This is a genomic window from Sphingomonas sp. Leaf21 (assembly GCF_916858675.1).
Classification (GTDB): Bacteria; Pseudomonadota; Alphaproteobacteria; order Sphingomonadales; family Sphingomonadaceae; genus Sphingomonas.
In genome coordinates this window covers 423,925-441,647 of record NZ_CAKASM010000001.1, presented here as the reverse complement: position 1 = coordinate 441,647, position 17,723 = coordinate 423,925, and the positions used below count along the sequence as shown (strand labels likewise).

Below are 17,723 nucleotides of genomic sequence, written 5' to 3'. Positions count from 1 at the left end.
TCGGGATTCTGCAATCGCGGGCGATCGCATCGTCAGAACAGGGTCGTCAGGAGGACGCCGCCGACGATCGCAAGGCCCGACAGGATCTGCCGCGCGCCCAGCCGCTCGCGGAACAGCCGGTGCCCGGCCAAGGCCGCGATCGGCGCCTCGATGATGCCGAGCGCGCGGACGGGTGCGGCGGGGGACAGGGCCAGGGCGACGAACCACCCCGCCGAGGCGCAGGCGCCGCAAAGTCCGGCGCCGAGCGACGGACGCCAGCGGCGAACGACCTCGGCCAGCGTCGCGGGGTCCCGCCAGGCGAGGATGAGGCCCAGCGCGACCGTCTGCATCGCCTGCACCACCGCGACGCAGACCAGCGCCGCGAAGACCGGATGCGCGGGCTCCAGCGCGAGCGCGGCGTGGCGAAAGGCGTTGAGCGAGAAACCGAAGAACAGGCCCGAGGCCAGTCCCATCGCCGCCCCGATCAGCGACGCCTTGCGCTGTTCGGGCGGCGGCCACGACAGGGCCACGAGGCCGATCGTCGTGATCGCGACGCCCAGCCACGCGGTGGCGCTGATCCGGTCGTGGTACACGATCAGCCCGAGCAGGGCGGCGAGCGGCAGGGAGCTTTGCTGGAGCGCGGTGCCGACCGCGAAGCCCGACCGGTGCATCGCGTCGAGCAATGCCGCGGTTGCCAGCACCTGCGCCGCCGCGCCGACGATCGCCGACAGCCAGAAGGCGCCGCTCCAGTGGAGATCTACGTTCGGCACCAGATAATGCGCGACCGTGACGAACAGGATCGAGAAGGGCAGGCCGAACAGGAACCGGACCAACGTCGCCCCCCACGGCCCCGACGAGGACATGACACCGCGTTGCAGCGCATTGCGGCCGACCTGAAAGACCGAGGCGGCGATGGTGGCGGGAATCCACAGCGGGTTGGCCATATGCGACGCTCCTCAGGGCCGTTGAACTTCTTCCGTCTCCCCTGTGCGACAGGCGAGGGGGCCTCACCTAAAGCGGGGTGCTGCGAGTGCGAAGGGCCTTTGCGGGCTGGCAGCCGGAACCCGCTCCACGAACCGACGTTGCCCGTACCGATGGTGATGATCGGATGCCTGCTGCTGATTATCCTGCCGCTGATCGGCTTTGTCGTCGGCGCCTATTTCGGGGACGTCGCGATCGGGCTCTGGGCGGCGGCGGGTGGTTTTGGGCTGGCGGTGCTGGTCTGCTCGATTTCGGTCACGGCGCTGGTGAAGTCGCGGCCGTCCTGAACGGCAAAGGGGCGGCCCGTTGCCGGACCACCCCTTCGTATCGCGCGGCAGGCACCCGAACCGCTTTCGCGATCCGGGGTTGCCAGCGACTTAGCGCTTCGAGAACTGGAAGCTGCGACGCGCCTTGGCGCGGCCATACTTCTTACGCTCGACCGTGCGGCTGTCGCGGGTCAGGAAGCCAGCGGCCTTGACGGGAGCGCGGAGCACCGGCTCGTACTTGGTCAGCGCCTGGCTGATGCCGTGCTTGACCGCACCGGCCTGGCCCGACAGACCACCGCCCTTGACGGTGCAGATCACGTCATACTGACCTTCGCGCTCGGTGATGCCGAACACCTGGTTGATGACGAGACGCAGCGTCGGACGCGCGAAATAGACTTCCTGGTCACGACCGTTGATCGTGATCTTGCCCGAACCCGGCTTCAGCCAGACGCGAGCCACGGCGTCCTTACGACGGCCGGTGGCATAGGCGCGGCCGAACTTGTCCAGTTCCTGCTGACGCAGCGGGGTGGTGCTGACGCGCTCGACGGGAGCGGCGGCGGGCGCCTCACCCTCGACGGCGGCGGGCTGCGCGGTCGCGGTGGCGGCCTGCTGGTTCAGCGTGGCGCCGAGATCGGCGAGCGACTGGCGGTTGTCAGACATTATGCGCCCACCTTGTTCTTGCGGTTCATGCTCGCGATGTCGAGCACTTCGGGGTTCTGCGCGGCGTGCGGATGCTCGGTGCCGGCGAAGATACGCAGGTTGCGCATCTGCTGACGGCCCAGCGGACCACGGGGGATCATGCGCTCGACGGCCTTTTCCAGGACGCGCTCGGGGAAGCGGCCTTCCAGGACCTTGGCGGCGGTGATGCCCTTGATGCCACCGGCATAACCGGTGTGCTTGTAGTACACCTTCTGGCCCAGCTTGTTGCCGGTGAAGCGCACCTTGTCCGCGTTGATGACGATGACATTGTCACCGCAGTCGACGTGCGGGGTGAACGACGTCTTGTGCTTGCCGCGAAGGATGTTCGCGATGATGGTGGCGGCGCGGCCGACAACCAGGCCGTCGGCGTCGACGATATGCCACTTCTTCTCCACCTCGTGCGGCTTGGCCGCCTTGGTGGTCTTCATGAGCGCCTTCATGGGCGTGAGACCTTTCGGTTTGAAATGCAACACGCCGCCCTTTGTCTCGGGCGGCGCGAACGAGGGTCCAATGCTGATCCGTCGTCAAAATGTCAAGCAAAGCGCGGCTTTGCTGACGGGTATTATGATACCCTAATGCTCCGAACGCTGCTGCCCAGGCGGTGCGCGGCGGCGGTCGCGGCGATCAGCAGGAGCGCGGCATTGGCCTGGTGCGAGACCGCGATATCGATCTGAACGCCCGACAGCAGGGTGGCGATGCCCAGGCCGATCTGAACGAGGACCAGTGCGATCACCAGCCATCCGGCGCGCAGTGCGCCTGCCCGGATCGCGCGAACGGCGAGCCAGACCAATCCGGCGGCGGCGGCGAAGGCGAACCAGCGGTGGATGAACTGCACGACGACGGGGTTGTCAAAGGCGTTGGCGATCGCCGGGCGCATCATCGGCACGCCTGCCGGGAACCAGGCATCGCCCATCAACGGCCAACTCGAAAAGGCATAGCCCGCGTCAAGCCCGGCGGTCAGCGCGCCGAACATAAGCTGTACGAACAATAGCACGAGCGCCGCCGTACCCGGCACGGTCAGCCGGGCAGGGGCCGACAGCCGGTCCCGGTGGAGCGCGCGCAGATCCAGCGCGGTCCAGACGATCCCGGCCAGGATGAACAGCGCGGTCAGCAGATGTACGGTCAGGCGGATATGGCTGACATCCGTCCGCTCGACGAGGCCGGAGGCAACCATCCACCAGCCGATCGCCCCCTGAAGACCGCCCAGCGCGAGCAGCGCGACGAGGCGCGGCTTATACCCCGCCGGGATCGCCTTGCGCGCCCAGAACCAGATCAATGGCAGGGCAAAGGCCATGCCGATCACCCGCGCGAGCACGCGGTGCAGATACTCCCAGAAGAAGATCGCCTTGAACCCTGCCAGCGTCATGTCGCGATTGAAGGTCCAATATTCGGGAATGCGCTTGTAGTTGGCGAACTCCGCCTGCCACTGCGCGTCGTTCAGCGGGGGTATGATGCCGGTGATCGGTTTCCATTCGGTGATCGACAGCCCGCTGTTGGTCAGGCGCGTGATGCCGCCCACGACGACCATCGCGACGATCAGCCCGGCCACCGCGAACAGCCAGCGGGCGACGGCGCGGGGGCGGGCGGTGACCATGAAGGCGGGGCTCGGTTGCAGCATGGTCCCGACATAGGCGACTGGACCGGCGCGCGAAAGTGGACGGAATGCCCCTTGGGGCCATGGCGACGGACCTTGCTCCCGGGGGCGGCAAAGCCTAAATCCAGATCATGGCGCATGTGCATACCCATCACGAGCCCGAAGGGGCCGATCTCGCCGATGCGGCAAAGGCGACGCTGGAGCGCGCGGGCGAGCAGTGGACAGCCATGCGCGCCAGCGTGTTCGAGGCACTGGCCGGGTTCGAGAAGCCCGCCTCGGCCTATGACATCGCCGACGTCATGTCGAAGTCGCAGGGACGGCGGGTGGCGGCGAACAGCGTCTACCGCATCCTCGACCTGTTCGTCGGTGCCAATCTGGCCCGCCGGGTCGAGAGCGCGAACGCCTATGTCGCCAATGCGCATCCCGACTGTATGCACGACTGCATCTTTCTGGTCTGCGACAAATGCGGGCAGACCACGCATATCGACGACGACCGGTTGACCGGCGCGGTTCGGGACGCCGCGCGCGGGGCCGGGTTCAGCCCCGAGCGACCCGTGATCGAAGTACGCGGCCGCTGCGCCGCCTGCGCGGGGAACTGACGACCGCCAGGGCCGGATTTGTTATCGCTCTCCCTTGGGCAGGGATGAGCGCGTGCCGACTCGCTGGCTAGCGCGGCTTGCGTGAGGGGGTGAGCCGTCGCCCGGCACAATACCAAGTCTGTGCTACCCTTTTCCCTTCGTAACGGGTGGGGGATAAATAGCCACTCGCACCTGTGGCATTTCAGTCTCACCAGCCAATTCTCTGACATTTGTATCATTTCCGAACATTGACACCCGTCATGAAACAGGAAATGAAGCTGGTAACGTTACCAGATAAAACAGAATCGAAAGGGAGAGGATCATGATCACGAAGGGAACGCGTGCGCGCCGTCTGCGGAGTCGCACGATGGGCGCGGCCAGCCTGGCCGTCCTGGCATCCGCAATTCTGGCACTTCCAGCCTGGGCGCAGACCACGCCCGAAGTCGCGGCACAGGCGACCCCGGCGCAGGATGCGGCGGCGCTTCCGCCCAATCAGGCCGCCGAGCCGGACGAGTCCAGCACGCGCGAAGTGATCGTCACCGGCTCGCGCATCACGACCGGCGGCTTTACCGCGCCGACGCCCACCACGGTGATCGGCGAAGAGCAGATCGCGGCGAACGCGCAGCCCAACATCTTCACCACCGTCGCCCAGTTGCCCTCGCTCCAGGGGTCGACCGGCACGGCGACCAACACGTTCAGCACCTCGAGCGGGCAGCAGGGCCTCAGTTCCTTCTCGCTTCGCGGCGTGGGCGCGATCCGCACCCTGACGCTGCTCGACGGCCAGCGCGTCGTCGGCGCGAACGTGACGGGCGTGCCGGACATCAGCCTGTTCCCGCAGTTGCTCATCAAGCGGGTCGACGTCGTCAACGGCGGTGCCTCTGCCTCCTATGGGTCGGACGCGGTCGGCGGTGTGGTCAACTTCATCACCGATACCCGGTTCAAGGGGATCAAGGGCAATGTTCAGGGTGGCGTGACCACCTATGGCGACGACGGGCAGGTGCTGGTCCAGCTCGCTGGCGGCACCAGCCTGCTGAACGACACGCTGCACGTCATCGCCAGCACCGAATATGCGCATGAAGAGGGCGTCGGCGGCGGCGAGTTCGGCATCGGTCTGGCGGGCGGCCGCGACTGGTTCCGCCAGTCGACGCTGATCAACCGCAACGTGCTGAACGACGGGTCGCCGCAATATCTGTTCCGCGACTATGCCCAGTCCTACAACTACACCAAATACGGCCTGATCACGGCGGGCCCGCTCCAGGGCATCGCGTTCGACCAGTCGGGCAGGCCGTTCCAGTTCCAGTACGGCTCGAACGGCGTGCCCGCGCGCAATGCGGCGGGGAGCGTCATCGGCTGTCTGCCCGGCTTCTGCCAGGGCGGCGACCTGTCGGGTAACGTCGATGCGGGCCGCTCGCTCCAGTCGAAGATCCAGCGCGTGAACAGCTATGGTCGGATCGGCTACGACTTCGCGCCCAATGGCGAGATCTACGGCACGATCAATATCGGCCAGGTGAAGACCAACAACCAGCCGGTCGGTGGCCAGAACCGCCCCAACCTGACCATCCAGTGCGCCAATCCCTATGTCCCCGCGCTGGTCCAGGCGGCTTGCGCCACGGCGGGTATCACCAACTTCCAGTACGGCACCAGCAACGCCGCGCTCGGCAATACGCAGGTCTATACCGATCGCCGCCAGTTCCGCTTCGTCGCGGGCGCGAAGGGTCGCGAGTCCGTCGCCGGGTCGGACTGGTCCTACGACATGTATTATGAGCACGGCACCAACTATACCGATGTCGATGTCAGCAACATCATGCTGTCGCGCCGGTTCAACCAGGCGATCAACGCGACCACGCTGAACGGCGCGATCGTCTGCGCCGACGCCACGGCGCGTGCCAATGGCTGCCAGCCGCTCAACATCTTCGGCGGCAACCCGTCGGCGGCGGCGATGAGCTATATCATGCCGCAATACGGTCCCTATCAGCGCACGCGCCAGACACAGGACGTGATCAGCCTGAACTTCTCGGGCTCGCCCTTCTCGTCCTGGGCGGGGCCCGTGTCGATCGCGTTCGGTGGCGAATTCCGACACGAATTCTACCGCGTCCGCGCCGACCCCTATGGCGCGGGCTTCGCCAACACCCCGGCCAACGCCAATTATCCGGCCGACCCCGCGCTGCTGGTCGATGGCAACAACTGGTATGCGGGCAACTACAAGAACGGGACCGGCGCCTACAGCGTCAAGGAAGCGTTCGTCGAGGCCGACCTGCCGATCATCAATTCGGAGGCGGGGGGCCGCGCCAACATCAACGGCGCGGTGCGCGTCACCGACTACAGCACCTCGGGCACGGTCTGGGCGTGGAAGATCGGCGGCACCTGGGACCTGCCGGTCGACGGGCTGCGCATCCGCGGCGTGACCTCGCGCGACGTGCGCGCGCCCAACCTGTCGGAATTGTTCGCGGCACCCGTCACGACGACGCTACCCGGCTTCTTCGACCCGTTCCGCAACGTCAACGTGCTGGCGCTTCAGAACACCATCGGCAACGTCAACCTGACCCCCGAAATCGCGCGCAACACGACGCTGGGCATCGCTTTCTCCAACTCGCAGGCGATCCCGGGGCTGAGCCTCTCGGTTGACTATTACAAGATCAAGATCACCGACGTGATCTCCAGCCTGGGCGCGCAGGACATCGTCAACCTGTGCTACCTGAACGTCGCGCCCGAGACCTGCGGTGCGTTCAACCTGAACAATCCCAATGGTCCCAACTTCATCAACGTCCAGTCCTTCAACCTCGCGTCGATCCTGACCGACGGCTTCGATATCGAGGCGAGCTATCGCTGGCGCAACCCGCTCGGCCTGCCGGGCAGCCTGACGCTGCGCGCGCTGGCGACGAACATCCGCCGCTTCATCACCGACACGGGCTTGCCCAACACGATCCCCAACGACACGGCGGGCGTGAACATCGGCAGCACGCCCAAGTGGAAGTGGCTGGCGGTGCAGACCTATGCCACCGACGACTGGTCGCTGCTGCTGCAGGAGCGGTGGTTCAGCGACGGCAAGCTGGGCAACCAGTATATCCAGTGCACCACGGGCTGCCCCGCCTCGACCGCCAACCGACCGACAATCGACAATAATTTCATCCCCGGCGCCTTCTATTTCGACGTGGGCGGCACCTATAACGTGACCAAGGCGGTCACCGCCTATTTCAAGGTCGACAACGTCTTCAATCGCGATCCGGCGAAGTCGCCCTATTTCGTCAACCCGGCGCTCTACGACGTGCTGGGCCGCGTCTATCGGGCGGGTGTGCGGTTCAACTTCTGAGGGTGATGAAATGACGATGGCGCGGATGATCGGGGCGGTAATGCTGGCCGCCCTTCCGGTGATGGCGATGGCGGCGGATACCCCGCCCGCCACGCCGGGTTCGAACCCGATCATCCGCGACCGGTTTACCGCCGACCCCGCGCCGCTGGTCGTCGGCGACCGGCTGTATCTCTATGTCGGGCATGACGAGGCGCAGCGCGACGAGATGTTCAACATGAAGGAATGGCTGGTCTATTCGACGACCGACGTGCGCCACTGGACGCCGCATGGGCCGATCATGAACGTTCGCGACTTCAAATGGGCCAAGAAGGACGCCTGGGCGTCGCAGGCGATCTACAAGAACGGCAAATACTGGTTCTATGCCGCGGTCGAACATGACAACACCCATCCGGGCAAGGCGATCGCGGTCGCCGTCTCGGACAAGCCGACCGGCCCGTTCGTCGACGCCAAGGGATCGGCACTCATCACCAACCAGATGACGCCCAAGGGGACGCATAGCTGGGAGGATATCGACCCGACCGTCATGACCGATGACGACGGCACGACCTGGATCTCCTGGGGCAACCGGCAATGCTATATCGCCAAGCTGAAGCCCAACATGATCGAGATCGACGGCCCGATCACCGAGATCACGCCGCCGCATTTCGAGGAAGGCCCCTGGCTGCACAAGCGGGGCAAGCTCTATTACCTCACCTATGCGTCGCTCGACCGGACGACCCAGCGGGACGAGCATATCTCCTATGCCACCGCGCCGTCACCCAAGGGGCCCTGGACCTATCGCGGGCTGCTGACGGGGTCGGGTAAATACAGCTTCACCATCCATCCGGGGATCGCCGACTTCAAGGGCAAGTCCTATCTGTTCCTGCACAACGCCAATCTGGCGATCGGCGACCAGAGCGGGGCCATCGGACGGCGCGCGGTGACGGTCGAGCGGCTCTATTACAACCCCGACGGGACGATGAAGCCGGTCGTGCAGACCGAAGCCGGTGTGACGGCACCGACACGCTGATCCGGTGATCCGATTCCATCCTCCCCACAACGACCCGCGTCTTCATGAGCCGTCATCCCGGCGAAAGCCGGGATCTTCGGCGACCGTCAGACCGTCACCCGCCGGATGCCCCGGGCCGCGCTTAGGCGACGGAGGGATTTCCGCCACGCGGCGGAGCGGTGGAGTCGCGCTCGACAAGCTGGTGATCCAGCACGGTCACGCGCGGCCGTCCGTTGGCGGAGGGCGATCCCGCGCGAATGTCCTGGATCAACATCTGGAGCGCCGCCGTCGCCAGCGCGCGGACCGGCTGGTGAATGGTGGTCAATGGCGGCCAGAGTGTCGTCGCGGCCGTGCTGTCGTCGAAGCCCGCGACGGTCAGATCGCCGGGCACGTCGAGATGGCGGCGATGCGCGACCGACACGATCGCCGCGGCCATGTCGTCGTTGCTGGCGAAGATCGCGGTCGGTGGTCGCTCGCTGCCGAGCATCGCCTCGCCCGCGCGCAATCCGGATGCATAGCTATAGTCGCCCTGGACGATCTGCGTCTCGAGGCCCGCCTCCTCGGCCACCGCGCGCCGGAAGCCCGCGAGACGCTCGATACTGGCGCTCTGGTCGGGATTGCCGTGGACGAAGCCGATGCGCCGATGGCCCAGCCCCATCAGGTGGCGGGTCATGTCATAGGCCGCTCTGGCATTGTCGATCCACACGCAGATCGCATCGGGCGCGACGCCGCCGACCACCGCGACGGGCAGGTTCGCCTCACGGATGATCTCGCGCACGAAGCTCGATTCGCCGAGTGGTGGCGCCAGGATCAGTCCGGCGATACGCTGGGCGATCAGCCCCTCGATCGCCTCACGCGTCGGCGGTCTGCCCTGCTCGCCCTTCAGCAGGAAAAGCTGCGCCGCGCGGGTCGAAGCTTCCTCGAACACGCCGACCAGCAGCTCGCTCATGAAGGCCGCGCTGGGATTGGAATAGATGACGCCGATGCGGATCTCGCTGGCGGTGACCAGGCTGCGCGCCATCAGATTGGGCGTGTAGTTGAGCCGGGCGATCACCTCGCGCACATGGGCGCGCGCCTCGTCGCGGACGCCGACATCGCCGTTGATCACCCGCGACACCGTCATGGGCGAGACGCCGGCCTGTTTGGCCACGTCGATGATCGTCACGCCGCGTGGGCGGCCTTTGCTACGCGTCAAGGGCGTCCTGTCCTGTCGTCCGCGCCCCGCAGGCGCCACGTTCTGCGGATAGCGGCGCGACGGGACGGGGTGAAGAGGGCAAAGCGGGTCATCGCCTGCGCCGGATCGGGAATGACGCTATGACGCGCGGAGACCGGACATGAAGCGTTTTCCCTATATCCGCTGGACGATCATCGCGCTGTTCGTCGCGGCGATGGTCATCAACTATCTGACGCGCAGCATCCTGGGCGTCGCCGCGCCCGCGATCATGGCCGAGCAGCACATCTCGTCCCAGCAATATAGCTGGATCACCGGCGCGTTTCAGTTCGGTATCATGTTCCAGCCGGTGGCGGGCTATCTGCTCGATCTGTTCGGCCTGAAATTCGGGTTCAGCCTGTTCGTCGCGGTCTGGTCGCTGATCACGCTGGGGCATGGGTTCGCCAACGGCTGGCTGGGCTTTGCCGGGCTTCGCGGCGCTTTGGGGCTGGTCGAGGGATCGGCACAGCCCGCGGGGATGAAGGTCGTCGCCGAATGGTTTCCCGCGCGCGAACGCGGCGTGGCGGGCGGCATCTACCAGATCGGGGCGTCGTTCGGCGCGGTCTTCGCGCCGCCGCTCGTCGCCTGGGCGGTCTTCCATCATAGCTGGCGCGCGGCGTTCTTCGTCGCGGGCGGGCTGGGGCTGCTCTGGGTCCTGGCCTGGCTGTTCTGGTATTCGCCGCCGGCCCGGCATCGCTCGCTGTCGGCGGGCGAACGCGCGCTGATCGTCGGCGGGCAGGAGGCGTCGCTCGCCAAGCAGCGGCGTCGCCCGCCACTGGGCGAGCTGCTTCGCCGCCGCAACCTGTGGGCGATCGCGGCCGCACGGTTCCTGGCCGATCCGGTCTGGGGCATGTTGTCGTTGTGGATGCCGCTCTACCTCGTCCAGGCGCGGCATTTCGACCTGAGCCAGATCGCGTTGTTCGCCTGGCTGCCCTTCCTCGCCGCCGATCTGGGCTGCCTGTTCGGGCCCGCCGTGGTCGCGTTCCTCCAGCGGCGCGGCGTCAATCTGATCGACGCGCGGCGCGGCGCCTTCACCCTGGGCGCGCTCCTGATGACGGGGATGATGTTCGTCGGCAGCGTCGACAGCCCCGTCGCGGCGATCGGACTGCTTTGCCTCGGCGGTTTCGCGCATCAGACGCTGTCGGTCACGGTCATCACCCTGTGCTCCGACCTGTTCCCGCAGGATCAGGTGGCGACGGCGACCGGCGTCTCGGGCACGGCGGCCAATCTCGGCGTATTGCTCTTCACCTTGACGCTCGGCTCGCTGGTCGATCAGGTCGGCTATCAACCCTTTTTCATCTTGCTCGGCCTGCTCGATCTGGCAGGCGCGGCGCTCCTCTGGACCCTGGTGCGAAAACCCGCATGACGATCAACAACCCCATTTTGCGCGGCTTCAACCCCGACCCCTCCATCGTGCGGGTGGGCGAGGATTATTACATCGCGACCTCGACCTTCGAATGGTATCCGGGGGTCCAGATCCACCATAGCCGCGACCTGGCGAACTGGACGCTGGTCGCGCGGCCGCTGGTCCGTGCGGGCCAGCTCGACATGCGCGGCAATCCGGATGGCTGCGGCGTCTGGGCGCCGGACCTGAGCTACAAGGATGGGCGCTTCCACCTGATCTTCACCGATGTGAAGCGCTATGGCCGCACCACGGTCGACGGAGCCAAGGGCGCGTCGCTGCGCGACTTCCACAATTACTGGGTATCCTGCGACCGGATCGACGGCGAGTGGAGCGACGCGGTCCACCTGAACAGCAGCGGTTTCGATCCGGCGCTGTTCCATGACGACGACGGGCGGAGCTGGCTGCTCAACATGCTGTGGGACCACAGGCCCGATCACAAGCGCTTCGCCGGGATCGCCATCCAGGAGATGGACCTGACCACCGGCCGCCTGCTCGGAGAGCGTCGCCGCATCTTTGCGGGGACCGAGCTGGGCTTCACCGAGGGGCCGCATCTCTACAAGCGCGACGGTTACTATCACCTGCTGGTCGCGGAAGGCGGGACCGAGCGCGGCCATGCCGTGGTGATGGCCCGGTCGCGCGACCTGTTCGGCCCCTATGAGGTTCATCCGGACGGTCCGGTACTGACCGCGCGGCACGATCCGGCCGCGCCGCTGCAACGCACGGGGCATGGCGATCTGGTCGAGACCCCGGACGGCGAAACCTGGATGGCCTATCTCTGCGGGCGCCCGATGCCGGTCAGCGATCGCTGCGTGATGGGGCGCGAAACGGCGATCCGGCGAATGCGCTGGGGCGATGACGGCTGGCTGCGCTGCGCCGAGGCGGTTGCGGAGACGGGGGAGGCCGTGCCGGTCGACGAGCGGACCGTCTTCGACACCACGACCCTGCCGCCTGCCTTCCAGTGGCTGCGCAGCCCTCATGCGGACCGCCTGTTCAGCCTGACCGAGCGGCCGGGGCATTTGCGGCTGTTCGGCCGCGACTCGATCGGCAGTCATTTCGAGCAGGCGCTGGTCGCGCGTCGGCAGACGGCGTTCCGCTACGACGCGACGACGCTCGTCGACTTCGAGCCGGAGCATTTCCAGCAGGCGGCGGGGCTCGTCTGCTACTATAACAGCTCGAAATATTATTATCTCCACATCACCGCCGACGATGCAGGCGGCAAGCTCGTCCAGCTCCTGTCGGTTCTGCCGACGGGAGAGGGACAGAGCCTGATGACCTCGCCCATGCCCGCGTCGACAGGCCCGATCGAACTGCGGGTCGCGGCCGATCACGAAACGTTGCGCTTCGCCTTCCGCGCGGACGGGGCGGAGGAATGGCGGTGGCTCGATACGATCGGCGACGCCAGCCTGTTGTCGGACGAGGCGACGCTGGCGGGACTGCCCAACTTCACCGGCACCTTTGTCGGCATGGCCTGTCAGGATATGGCGGGGACCGGGCATCCGGCCGATTTCCGCCATTTCCACTATAGCGAGATTTGATCGGCCTGCCGTGATCGGACAGAGATGAGGGGGGCTGAACGGTAGCGAACAGGCTGTATCCGGTGCCGATAGATGCGTGAATCGATCAAGGGCTGGCGGATACGGCATTCTCGCTGATGTGGTAACAGGGGAGAGCAGGGCGATGGGCAGGACAGGTGTTTGCGGGATCGTTCTCGGCATTCTGTTGACCGTGGCGGGGCCGTCTGCGGCGCAAGGGCTCGCGCCGGTCGCGGGCGCGCCGCCGGGCCCGCTGCTGGTCGCGGCCGACCTGCGCGACGGCACCGACCTTTCCGGGCCATGGCATTATTCCATCGACCCATTCCGTTCGGGTCTGGCTGGATTTCACGGCGGTATGCCCGATGCGGGGCAGCAGCGCTGGCGCGATGTCGATGTCAGTACGGCGATGGCGAAGGACAGCCGGGTCCTCTATGAATTCGACATGGCGCATTCGCCGCTGGTGAGCCTGCCCTCGTCGTGGCTGACCCATGCGCCCGAGCTGCGACATTATGACGGGCTGATGTGGTATCAGCGGACGTTCGCGGTGCCGGGGGCGCGGTCGGGCCGCTACTTCCTGCGCTTCGGCGCGGCCAATTATGCGACCGTGGTCTATCTGAACGGCAAGGAGATCGGGCGGCATGAGGGCGGCTTCACCCCCTTCGCCTTCGACGTCACCCGTGCCTTGCGCGATGGCCAGAACCAGATCACGGTCGGCGTCGACTCGCAGGCGACCGAGGCGACGGTGCCGCCACCCGTCACCGACTGGGAGAATTATGGCGGGATCACCCGTCCGGTCCGGCTGATCCGGACGCCCGACACCTATGTGGACGATGCATGGGTGCGATTGACCCGTGACGGGCGATTGGCGGTCGACATGCATCTCGACGGGCCCGGGGCGGGCAACCGACCTGTGCGGTTGACGATCGCCGAACTGGGGCTCGACCGCGCGGGCGTGACCGACGCGCAGGGGAACTGGCGGGCGACGATGGCCGCACCGCGCGCGCTCGTCCGCTGGTCGCCCGAGCGGCCACGGCTCTATGACGTAGCGATCACCGCCGGAGAGGACCGGTGGCGCGATCGGATCGGGTTCCGAACGATCACGCGGCGAGGCGCGGACATCTTGCTGAACGGCAAGCCGATCTTCCTGCGCGGCATCTCGATGCACGAGGAGGAACTGGGCGTCGACCCGACCCGCGCGATGACCCCGGCCGCGTCGCGTGCGCTGCTCGGCGAGATCAAGGACGGGCTGCACGGCAATTTCGTCCGACTGGCGCATTATCCGCATTCCGACGTGACGCTGCGGCTGGCCGACGAACTCGGCCTGATCGTCTGGAGCGAGGTTCCGGTCTACTGGCGTGTCGCTTGGTCCAACCCCGACACGCTGAATCGCGCCCGGACGATGCTGGCGGAGAATATCCTGCGCGACCGCAACCGCGCGTCGATCGCGATCTGGAGCGTCGCCAACGAGACGCCGGTGACCGATGCCCGCAACGTCTTCCTCCGCACGCTCGTGGCCGATGCAAGGCGGATGGATGACAGCCGACTGATCAGCGCGGCATTGCTGGTCGAACGGGGGCGGGGGGCGGACCATCCCGTCATGACGCTGGCCGATCCGCTGGCCGACGTGCTCGACGTGCTGGCGATCAACACCTATAACGGCTGGTACTCGCAGGACCGCCTGTCCGACCTTGCCCGCAGCGAATGGCATGTCCCATCCGACAAGCCGCTCATCTTTTCCGAATTCGGCGCCGATGCCCGGGCCGGGTTCCACGACCCCGACAACAGGCAGAAATTCTCCGAGGACTTCCAGGCCGACTATTACCGCGCGACGCTGGGCATGGCCGATGGCGTGCCCAGCTTGCGTGGCATGTCGCCCTGGATCCTCAAGGATTTCCGGTCGCCACGTCGCCAGAATCCCGATTTCCAGCAAGGCTGGAACCGCAAGGGCCTGATCTCCGAAACCGGTCAGCGCAAGGAGGCGTTCGGTGTGCTCAGCGATTATTACATGCGCAAGGCCTCCGAACGATAGGTTCAGTCTCAAGGGCTTGCACCCATAACCTCGGTCACGGCGTTAGGAGGGCATGACCCAGGAAGACGAAAAGTGGATGCGCATGGCGATCGACGTGGCCCGGTCGAAGGGATCGGATCCGTCGACCTCGCCGCTCGGCTCGGTGATCGTGCTGGACGGCCGGGTGATCGCCGCCGAGCGGAACCAGACCCAGGAACTGCCCGACGCGACCGCGCATGCGGAGATGATGGCGATCCGCCGCGCCTGCGAAGGCGAGGGCGCGCTGGAGCTGCGCGGCGCGACGCTCTACTCGACGCTGCAACCCTGCGGCATGTGTACCATGGCGTCGATCTGGTCGAAGGTCGGCCGCGTCGTCTATGGCGCGGGGCGTGACGACGTCCACGCCATGTATTTCGAGGCGCGGCATGTCGATACGCTGAGCTTCGTCGCGGACGCCTACCGCGACGATATCGTGATCGAGGGCGGGTGCCTGCGCGACGAATGCGCCGCGCTCTACTACCCGCCCGATGCCGCGCTGCCCGCCGAGGAGCAGGCCAATCTGTGATTACCCCTTGATATAGCGCGTCACGTTCATCGCGAGCACGTCGAGCGGCACGTTGCCGCCATCGACCACCGCCTGGTCGAAATCGCGAAGATCATAGCGCGGACCCAGCGCCGCCTTGGCCCGAGCACGCTGCGCGACAATTTCGGCGCGACCGACTTCATAGCCGCAGGCCTGGCCCGGCCAGGCGCAGTAGCGATCCACCTCGCTGACCGCGTTGCTGCGCGGCAGGCCGGTGGCCGCGATGAACTCGGCCAGCGCCTTGTCGCGTGACCAGCCGAGCGCATGGATGCCGGTGTCGACGATCAGCCGCACCGCGCGCCAGGCAAGACCCATGAGATAGCCAAGCCGCCCGGCCGGATCGTCCGCATACATGCCCAATTCGTCCGCCAGCTGCTCGGCATAGAGCGCCCAGCCTTCCGAATAGGCGTTGAACGCCAGGATCGACCGCATCAGCGGCAGGCGCTGGGCATATTCGCCCTGCCAGACATGCCCCGGAATCCCTTCATGATAGACGAGATCGGGAATGGTGACGCGGTTATGGATCGACGGGTCGCCCAGATTGACCCAGACCTTGCCCGGCTCGCGTCCGTCGATCGTGCCGGGGCCGCCATAGGCCGCCGGAGCGCCGGGCTCCTGCGCGACCGGCATTCGTCGGATTTCCAGATGCCCGCGCGCCAGCTTGCGAAAGGCGTCGGGCAGGCGAGGGCGGATCGCATCGACCCGCGCTTGCATATAGGCGACGATCTGCCGTCGCCCTTCGTCGCCATCGGGAAAGCCGATCCCCGGACGGCGCTGATAGGAGATGGTCCGCTCGGCCACGCTGCCCTCGGTCAGCCCGGCCTTGCGCAGGATAGCATCCATCTGCGCCTGAAGCTCGGTCAGGCGGGCACGGCCCATCTCGTGAAGTTCGGTGGCGCTGCGACGCGTCGTCGTGCCCGCGCGAAGGCCCCAGGCGTACCATTCCGGACCATGCGGGCGCGTGCCCAGCCCCGCCGCGTCCGTGGCGACGGCACGCTGCGCGCGCAATTCGGCCAATTGCCGCTCCAGCGCGGGGACGATCGACCTGGCGACGATCCGCGCCGCCTGCGTCGTCCAGTCACCGGGCACGGCCGCCGCCTTGCGTGCCAGCGGTCCGACCAGCGGTCCGTCGGTCTTCGCCGCCGCTGCGATCGTCCCGGTCATGCCGACGATCGTCTTGTCGAGCAGGAAGGACGGAGGCACCACGCCCTGCTCGCGCGCCTGGCGGATGCGCGTCGTCTCCCCGTCGAGCTGCGCTGGCATCGCGGCAAGCCGGGCAAGATAGGCCTCGGCATCCGCCTTGTCGCGAACCGGCTGGTCCCCGTCGAGCATCTGCGGCACGTCCAGCCAGGACCCGACATTCTGGATCACGCCATAGGGCGTGTTGCGCCAGTCCCCGATCGTCGCCACGCCGTAGGGGAGGGCCATGCCGTCGAGTGCGGTCTGGAACGCGGTTTGCGTCACCGCAAGGCTGGTCGCCATCGACGCATCCAACCCGGCCCGAGAAACGCGACCCAGATCGCGCAGGCCGCTACGCAGGAACTGCTGCCGCGCCGCGACCCCGGCCGGCGAGCGATCCTCGAGAGTCCGCCGCAATCCGGCATGGACTCCGGTGTCGACACCCAGTGTCGTCGCCCGTTCCGGCACGAGCGCAAGCAACTGCCAGGCAAGCCGATCGAGCAGCGCAGCGGCGTCGTTCCCGGCGGGGGTGATCGCTCGCGCGGAGGCCGTGGCGGACACGGCCCCCAGGCCGATCAGGGTTTCGCGACGCGAGACATGGCTTATCATTCCCGATTGATGGCGGTCCCGCGCGGTCGCGTCAAATGCCGGGTGTCGGCGGCAGGGTTTGGGGGGAGGGTGGCGTGGCGCCGAGAATGGCGCCGCCCAATTAGCCCTTGCACCCGCCACCCCGCTTCCCCTAAGGGCAACCGCCTGTCGGGGAGTGGCGCAGTCTGGTAGCGCGCCTGCTTTGGGAGCAGGATGTCGCAGGTTCGAATCCTGTCTCCCCGACCATCCGCATCTAAGTCGTTGATCTTGCGTCGCCATCCCGGCGATCGGGGATCGTTGTCCCCCTCGCTGTACCCATCGGAGGCGATGACGGGGGATTCCCGAACCTGAAACTGCGCGGCGGCAGCTATTATTGGCGGCGTGCTCGTGCTATTTCTGCCCGACTGAGTTGTGTCGCGGGCAGAGGAAGCATGTGTTCGGCGCTGCCCTGCGCTGGCGGTTGCAGCGGATCGAGCAGGATCAGGCTGGCAGCCTGGTGGAAGCGGGCGACCACGCGACCGCGAACGCCCCTCATGCCGAGGCTTGGGAGGTCCTCGCCCGTGGCGGTGTCGCGGCGCGCTGGACGCTCGACTGGCATCAGCGCTTCGTTGCGAACGGCGTCAGGTTCGAGGCGCCTTCGAGGTCGGGCCGGTGCGCCTCGATCGCGGTGAGCAGGCGCGTGATCTCCTTGGCCTGATGGGCGGCGATTGCGTTCAGTGGCTTGACGATCAGATACCGGAAACGGACGTTGTCGAGCAACTTCCGATCATACGCCGACAGCGGGGCTGGATCGGGCTTCCCGGTCGCGGCGAGGATCGGGATT

15 protein-coding genes and 1 tRNA gene are annotated in these 17,723 nt (G+C 66.7%); 9 read left to right on the top strand and 7 right to left on the bottom strand.

All coding sequences use genetic code 11. The annotated features are described in order from the left end of the window. Positions 1 to 32 precede the first annotated feature (32 nt). Positions 33 to 923, bottom strand: a complete 891-nt coding sequence (locus tag LRP66_RS01910; protein WP_230480801.1) for a DMT family transporter — start codon at positions 921 to 923, stop codon at positions 33 to 35. A 138-nt stretch (positions 924 to 1,061) separates the two neighbouring features. Here LRP66_RS01910 and LRP66_RS01905 point away from each other — a divergent pair, with 138 nt between their 5' ends. Further along, positions 1,062 to 1,247, top strand: coding sequence for a hypothetical protein (locus LRP66_RS01905; RefSeq protein WP_230480800.1), 186 nt, complete (start codon positions 1,062 to 1,064; stop codon positions 1,245 to 1,247). Positions 1,248 to 1,337: 90 nt separating this feature from the next. On the opposite strand, the gene rpsI is transcribed toward LRP66_RS01905, so the two are convergent. From rpsI to LRP66_RS01890, 3 genes are all read right to left on the bottom strand, one after another. Continuing rightward, the gene (rpsI, locus tag LRP66_RS01900) at positions 1,338 to 1,886 is read right to left on the bottom strand and encodes a 30S ribosomal protein S9 (RefSeq protein WP_230480799.1); all 549 of its coding nucleotides are present in this window, start codon (positions 1,884 to 1,886) and stop codon (positions 1,338 to 1,340) included. Then, on the bottom strand, positions 1,886 to 2,365 hold the full coding sequence (gene rplM, locus LRP66_RS01895) for a 50S ribosomal protein L13 (RefSeq protein ID WP_042488064.1): 480 nt from the start codon (positions 2,363 to 2,365) through the stop codon (positions 1,886 to 1,888). The genes rpsI and rplM overlap by 1 nt, the downstream gene beginning before the upstream one ends. Positions 2,366 to 2,487: 122 nt before the next feature. Beyond that, a complete protein-coding gene (locus LRP66_RS01890) occupies positions 2,488 to 3,543 on the bottom strand; it encodes a COX15/CtaA family protein (protein ID WP_230480798.1) in 1,056 nt (351 codons plus the stop codon). Between the two features lie 107 nt (positions 3,544 to 3,650). Here LRP66_RS01890 and LRP66_RS01885 point away from each other — a divergent pair, with 107 nt between their 5' ends. The 3 genes from LRP66_RS01885 to LRP66_RS01875 all read left to right on the top strand — a co-directional run bounded on the left by LRP66_RS01885 (position 3,651) and on the right by LRP66_RS01875 (position 8,416). Next, a complete protein-coding gene (locus LRP66_RS01885) occupies positions 3,651 to 4,118 on the top strand; it encodes a Fur family transcriptional regulator (RefSeq protein ID WP_230480797.1) in 468 nt (155 codons plus the stop codon). A gap of 301 nt (positions 4,119 to 4,419) precedes the next feature. After that, positions 4,420 to 7,407, top strand: a complete 2,988-nt coding sequence (locus LRP66_RS01880) for a TonB-dependent receptor plug domain-containing protein (protein WP_230480796.1) — start codon at positions 4,420 to 4,422, stop codon at positions 7,405 to 7,407. A 16-nt stretch (positions 7,408 to 7,423) separates the two neighbouring features. After that, positions 7,424 to 8,416, top strand: coding sequence for a glycoside hydrolase family 43 protein (locus LRP66_RS01875; protein WP_230480795.1), 993 nt, complete (start codon positions 7,424 to 7,426; stop codon positions 8,414 to 8,416). 121 nt (positions 8,417 to 8,537) lie between these two features. Here the strand turns inward: LRP66_RS01875 and LRP66_RS01870 are convergent, their stop codons facing one another. Further along, positions 8,538 to 9,590, bottom strand: a complete 1,053-nt coding sequence (locus LRP66_RS01870; RefSeq protein ID WP_268992426.1) for a LacI family DNA-binding transcriptional regulator — start codon at positions 9,588 to 9,590, stop codon at positions 8,538 to 8,540. Positions 9,591 to 9,729: 139 nt separating this feature from the next. On the opposite strand from LRP66_RS01870, the gene LRP66_RS01865 reads away from it, so the two are divergent. The 4 genes from LRP66_RS01865 (at position 9,730) to LRP66_RS01850 (ending at position 15,115) form a co-directional block, all read left to right on the top strand. After that, entirely contained in the window at positions 9,730 to 10,971 is a 1,242-nt protein-coding gene (locus LRP66_RS01865) for an MFS transporter (protein WP_230480794.1), read from the top strand. Next, on the top strand, positions 10,968 to 12,545 hold the full coding sequence (locus tag LRP66_RS01860) for a glycoside hydrolase family 43 protein (protein WP_230480793.1): 1,578 nt from the start codon (positions 10,968 to 10,970) through the stop codon (positions 12,543 to 12,545). The genes LRP66_RS01865 and LRP66_RS01860 overlap by 4 nt, the downstream gene beginning before the upstream one ends. A gap of 142 nt (positions 12,546 to 12,687) precedes the next feature. Beyond that, positions 12,688 to 14,571, top strand: a complete 1,884-nt coding sequence (locus LRP66_RS01855) for a glycoside hydrolase family 2 protein (protein WP_230480792.1) — start codon at positions 12,688 to 12,690, stop codon at positions 14,569 to 14,571. 52 nt (positions 14,572 to 14,623) lie between these two features. Beyond that, positions 14,624 to 15,115: a nucleoside deaminase gene (locus LRP66_RS01850; RefSeq protein ID WP_230480791.1), complete on the top strand. Its 492-nt coding sequence runs from the start codon at positions 14,624 to 14,626 to the stop codon at positions 15,113 to 15,115. Here LRP66_RS01850 and LRP66_RS01845 read toward each other — a convergent pair whose 3' ends face one another. Next, positions 15,116 to 16,921 (bottom strand): DUF885 domain-containing protein, encoded by a 1,806-nt coding sequence (locus LRP66_RS01845; protein ID WP_230480790.1) that lies wholly within the window; start codon positions 16,919 to 16,921, stop codon positions 15,116 to 15,118. A 148-nt stretch (positions 16,922 to 17,069) separates the two neighbouring features. On the opposite strand from LRP66_RS01845, the gene LRP66_RS01840 reads away from it, so the two are divergent. Beyond that, a tRNA-Pro gene (locus LRP66_RS01840) sits at positions 17,070 to 17,146 on the top strand. A 351-nt stretch (positions 17,147 to 17,497) separates the two neighbouring features. On the opposite strand, the gene LRP66_RS01835 is transcribed toward LRP66_RS01840, so the two are convergent. After that, a complete protein-coding gene (locus LRP66_RS01835) occupies positions 17,498 to 17,659 on the bottom strand; it encodes a hypothetical protein (protein WP_230480789.1) in 162 nt (53 codons plus the stop codon). Positions 17,660 to 17,723: the final 64 nt, after the last annotated feature.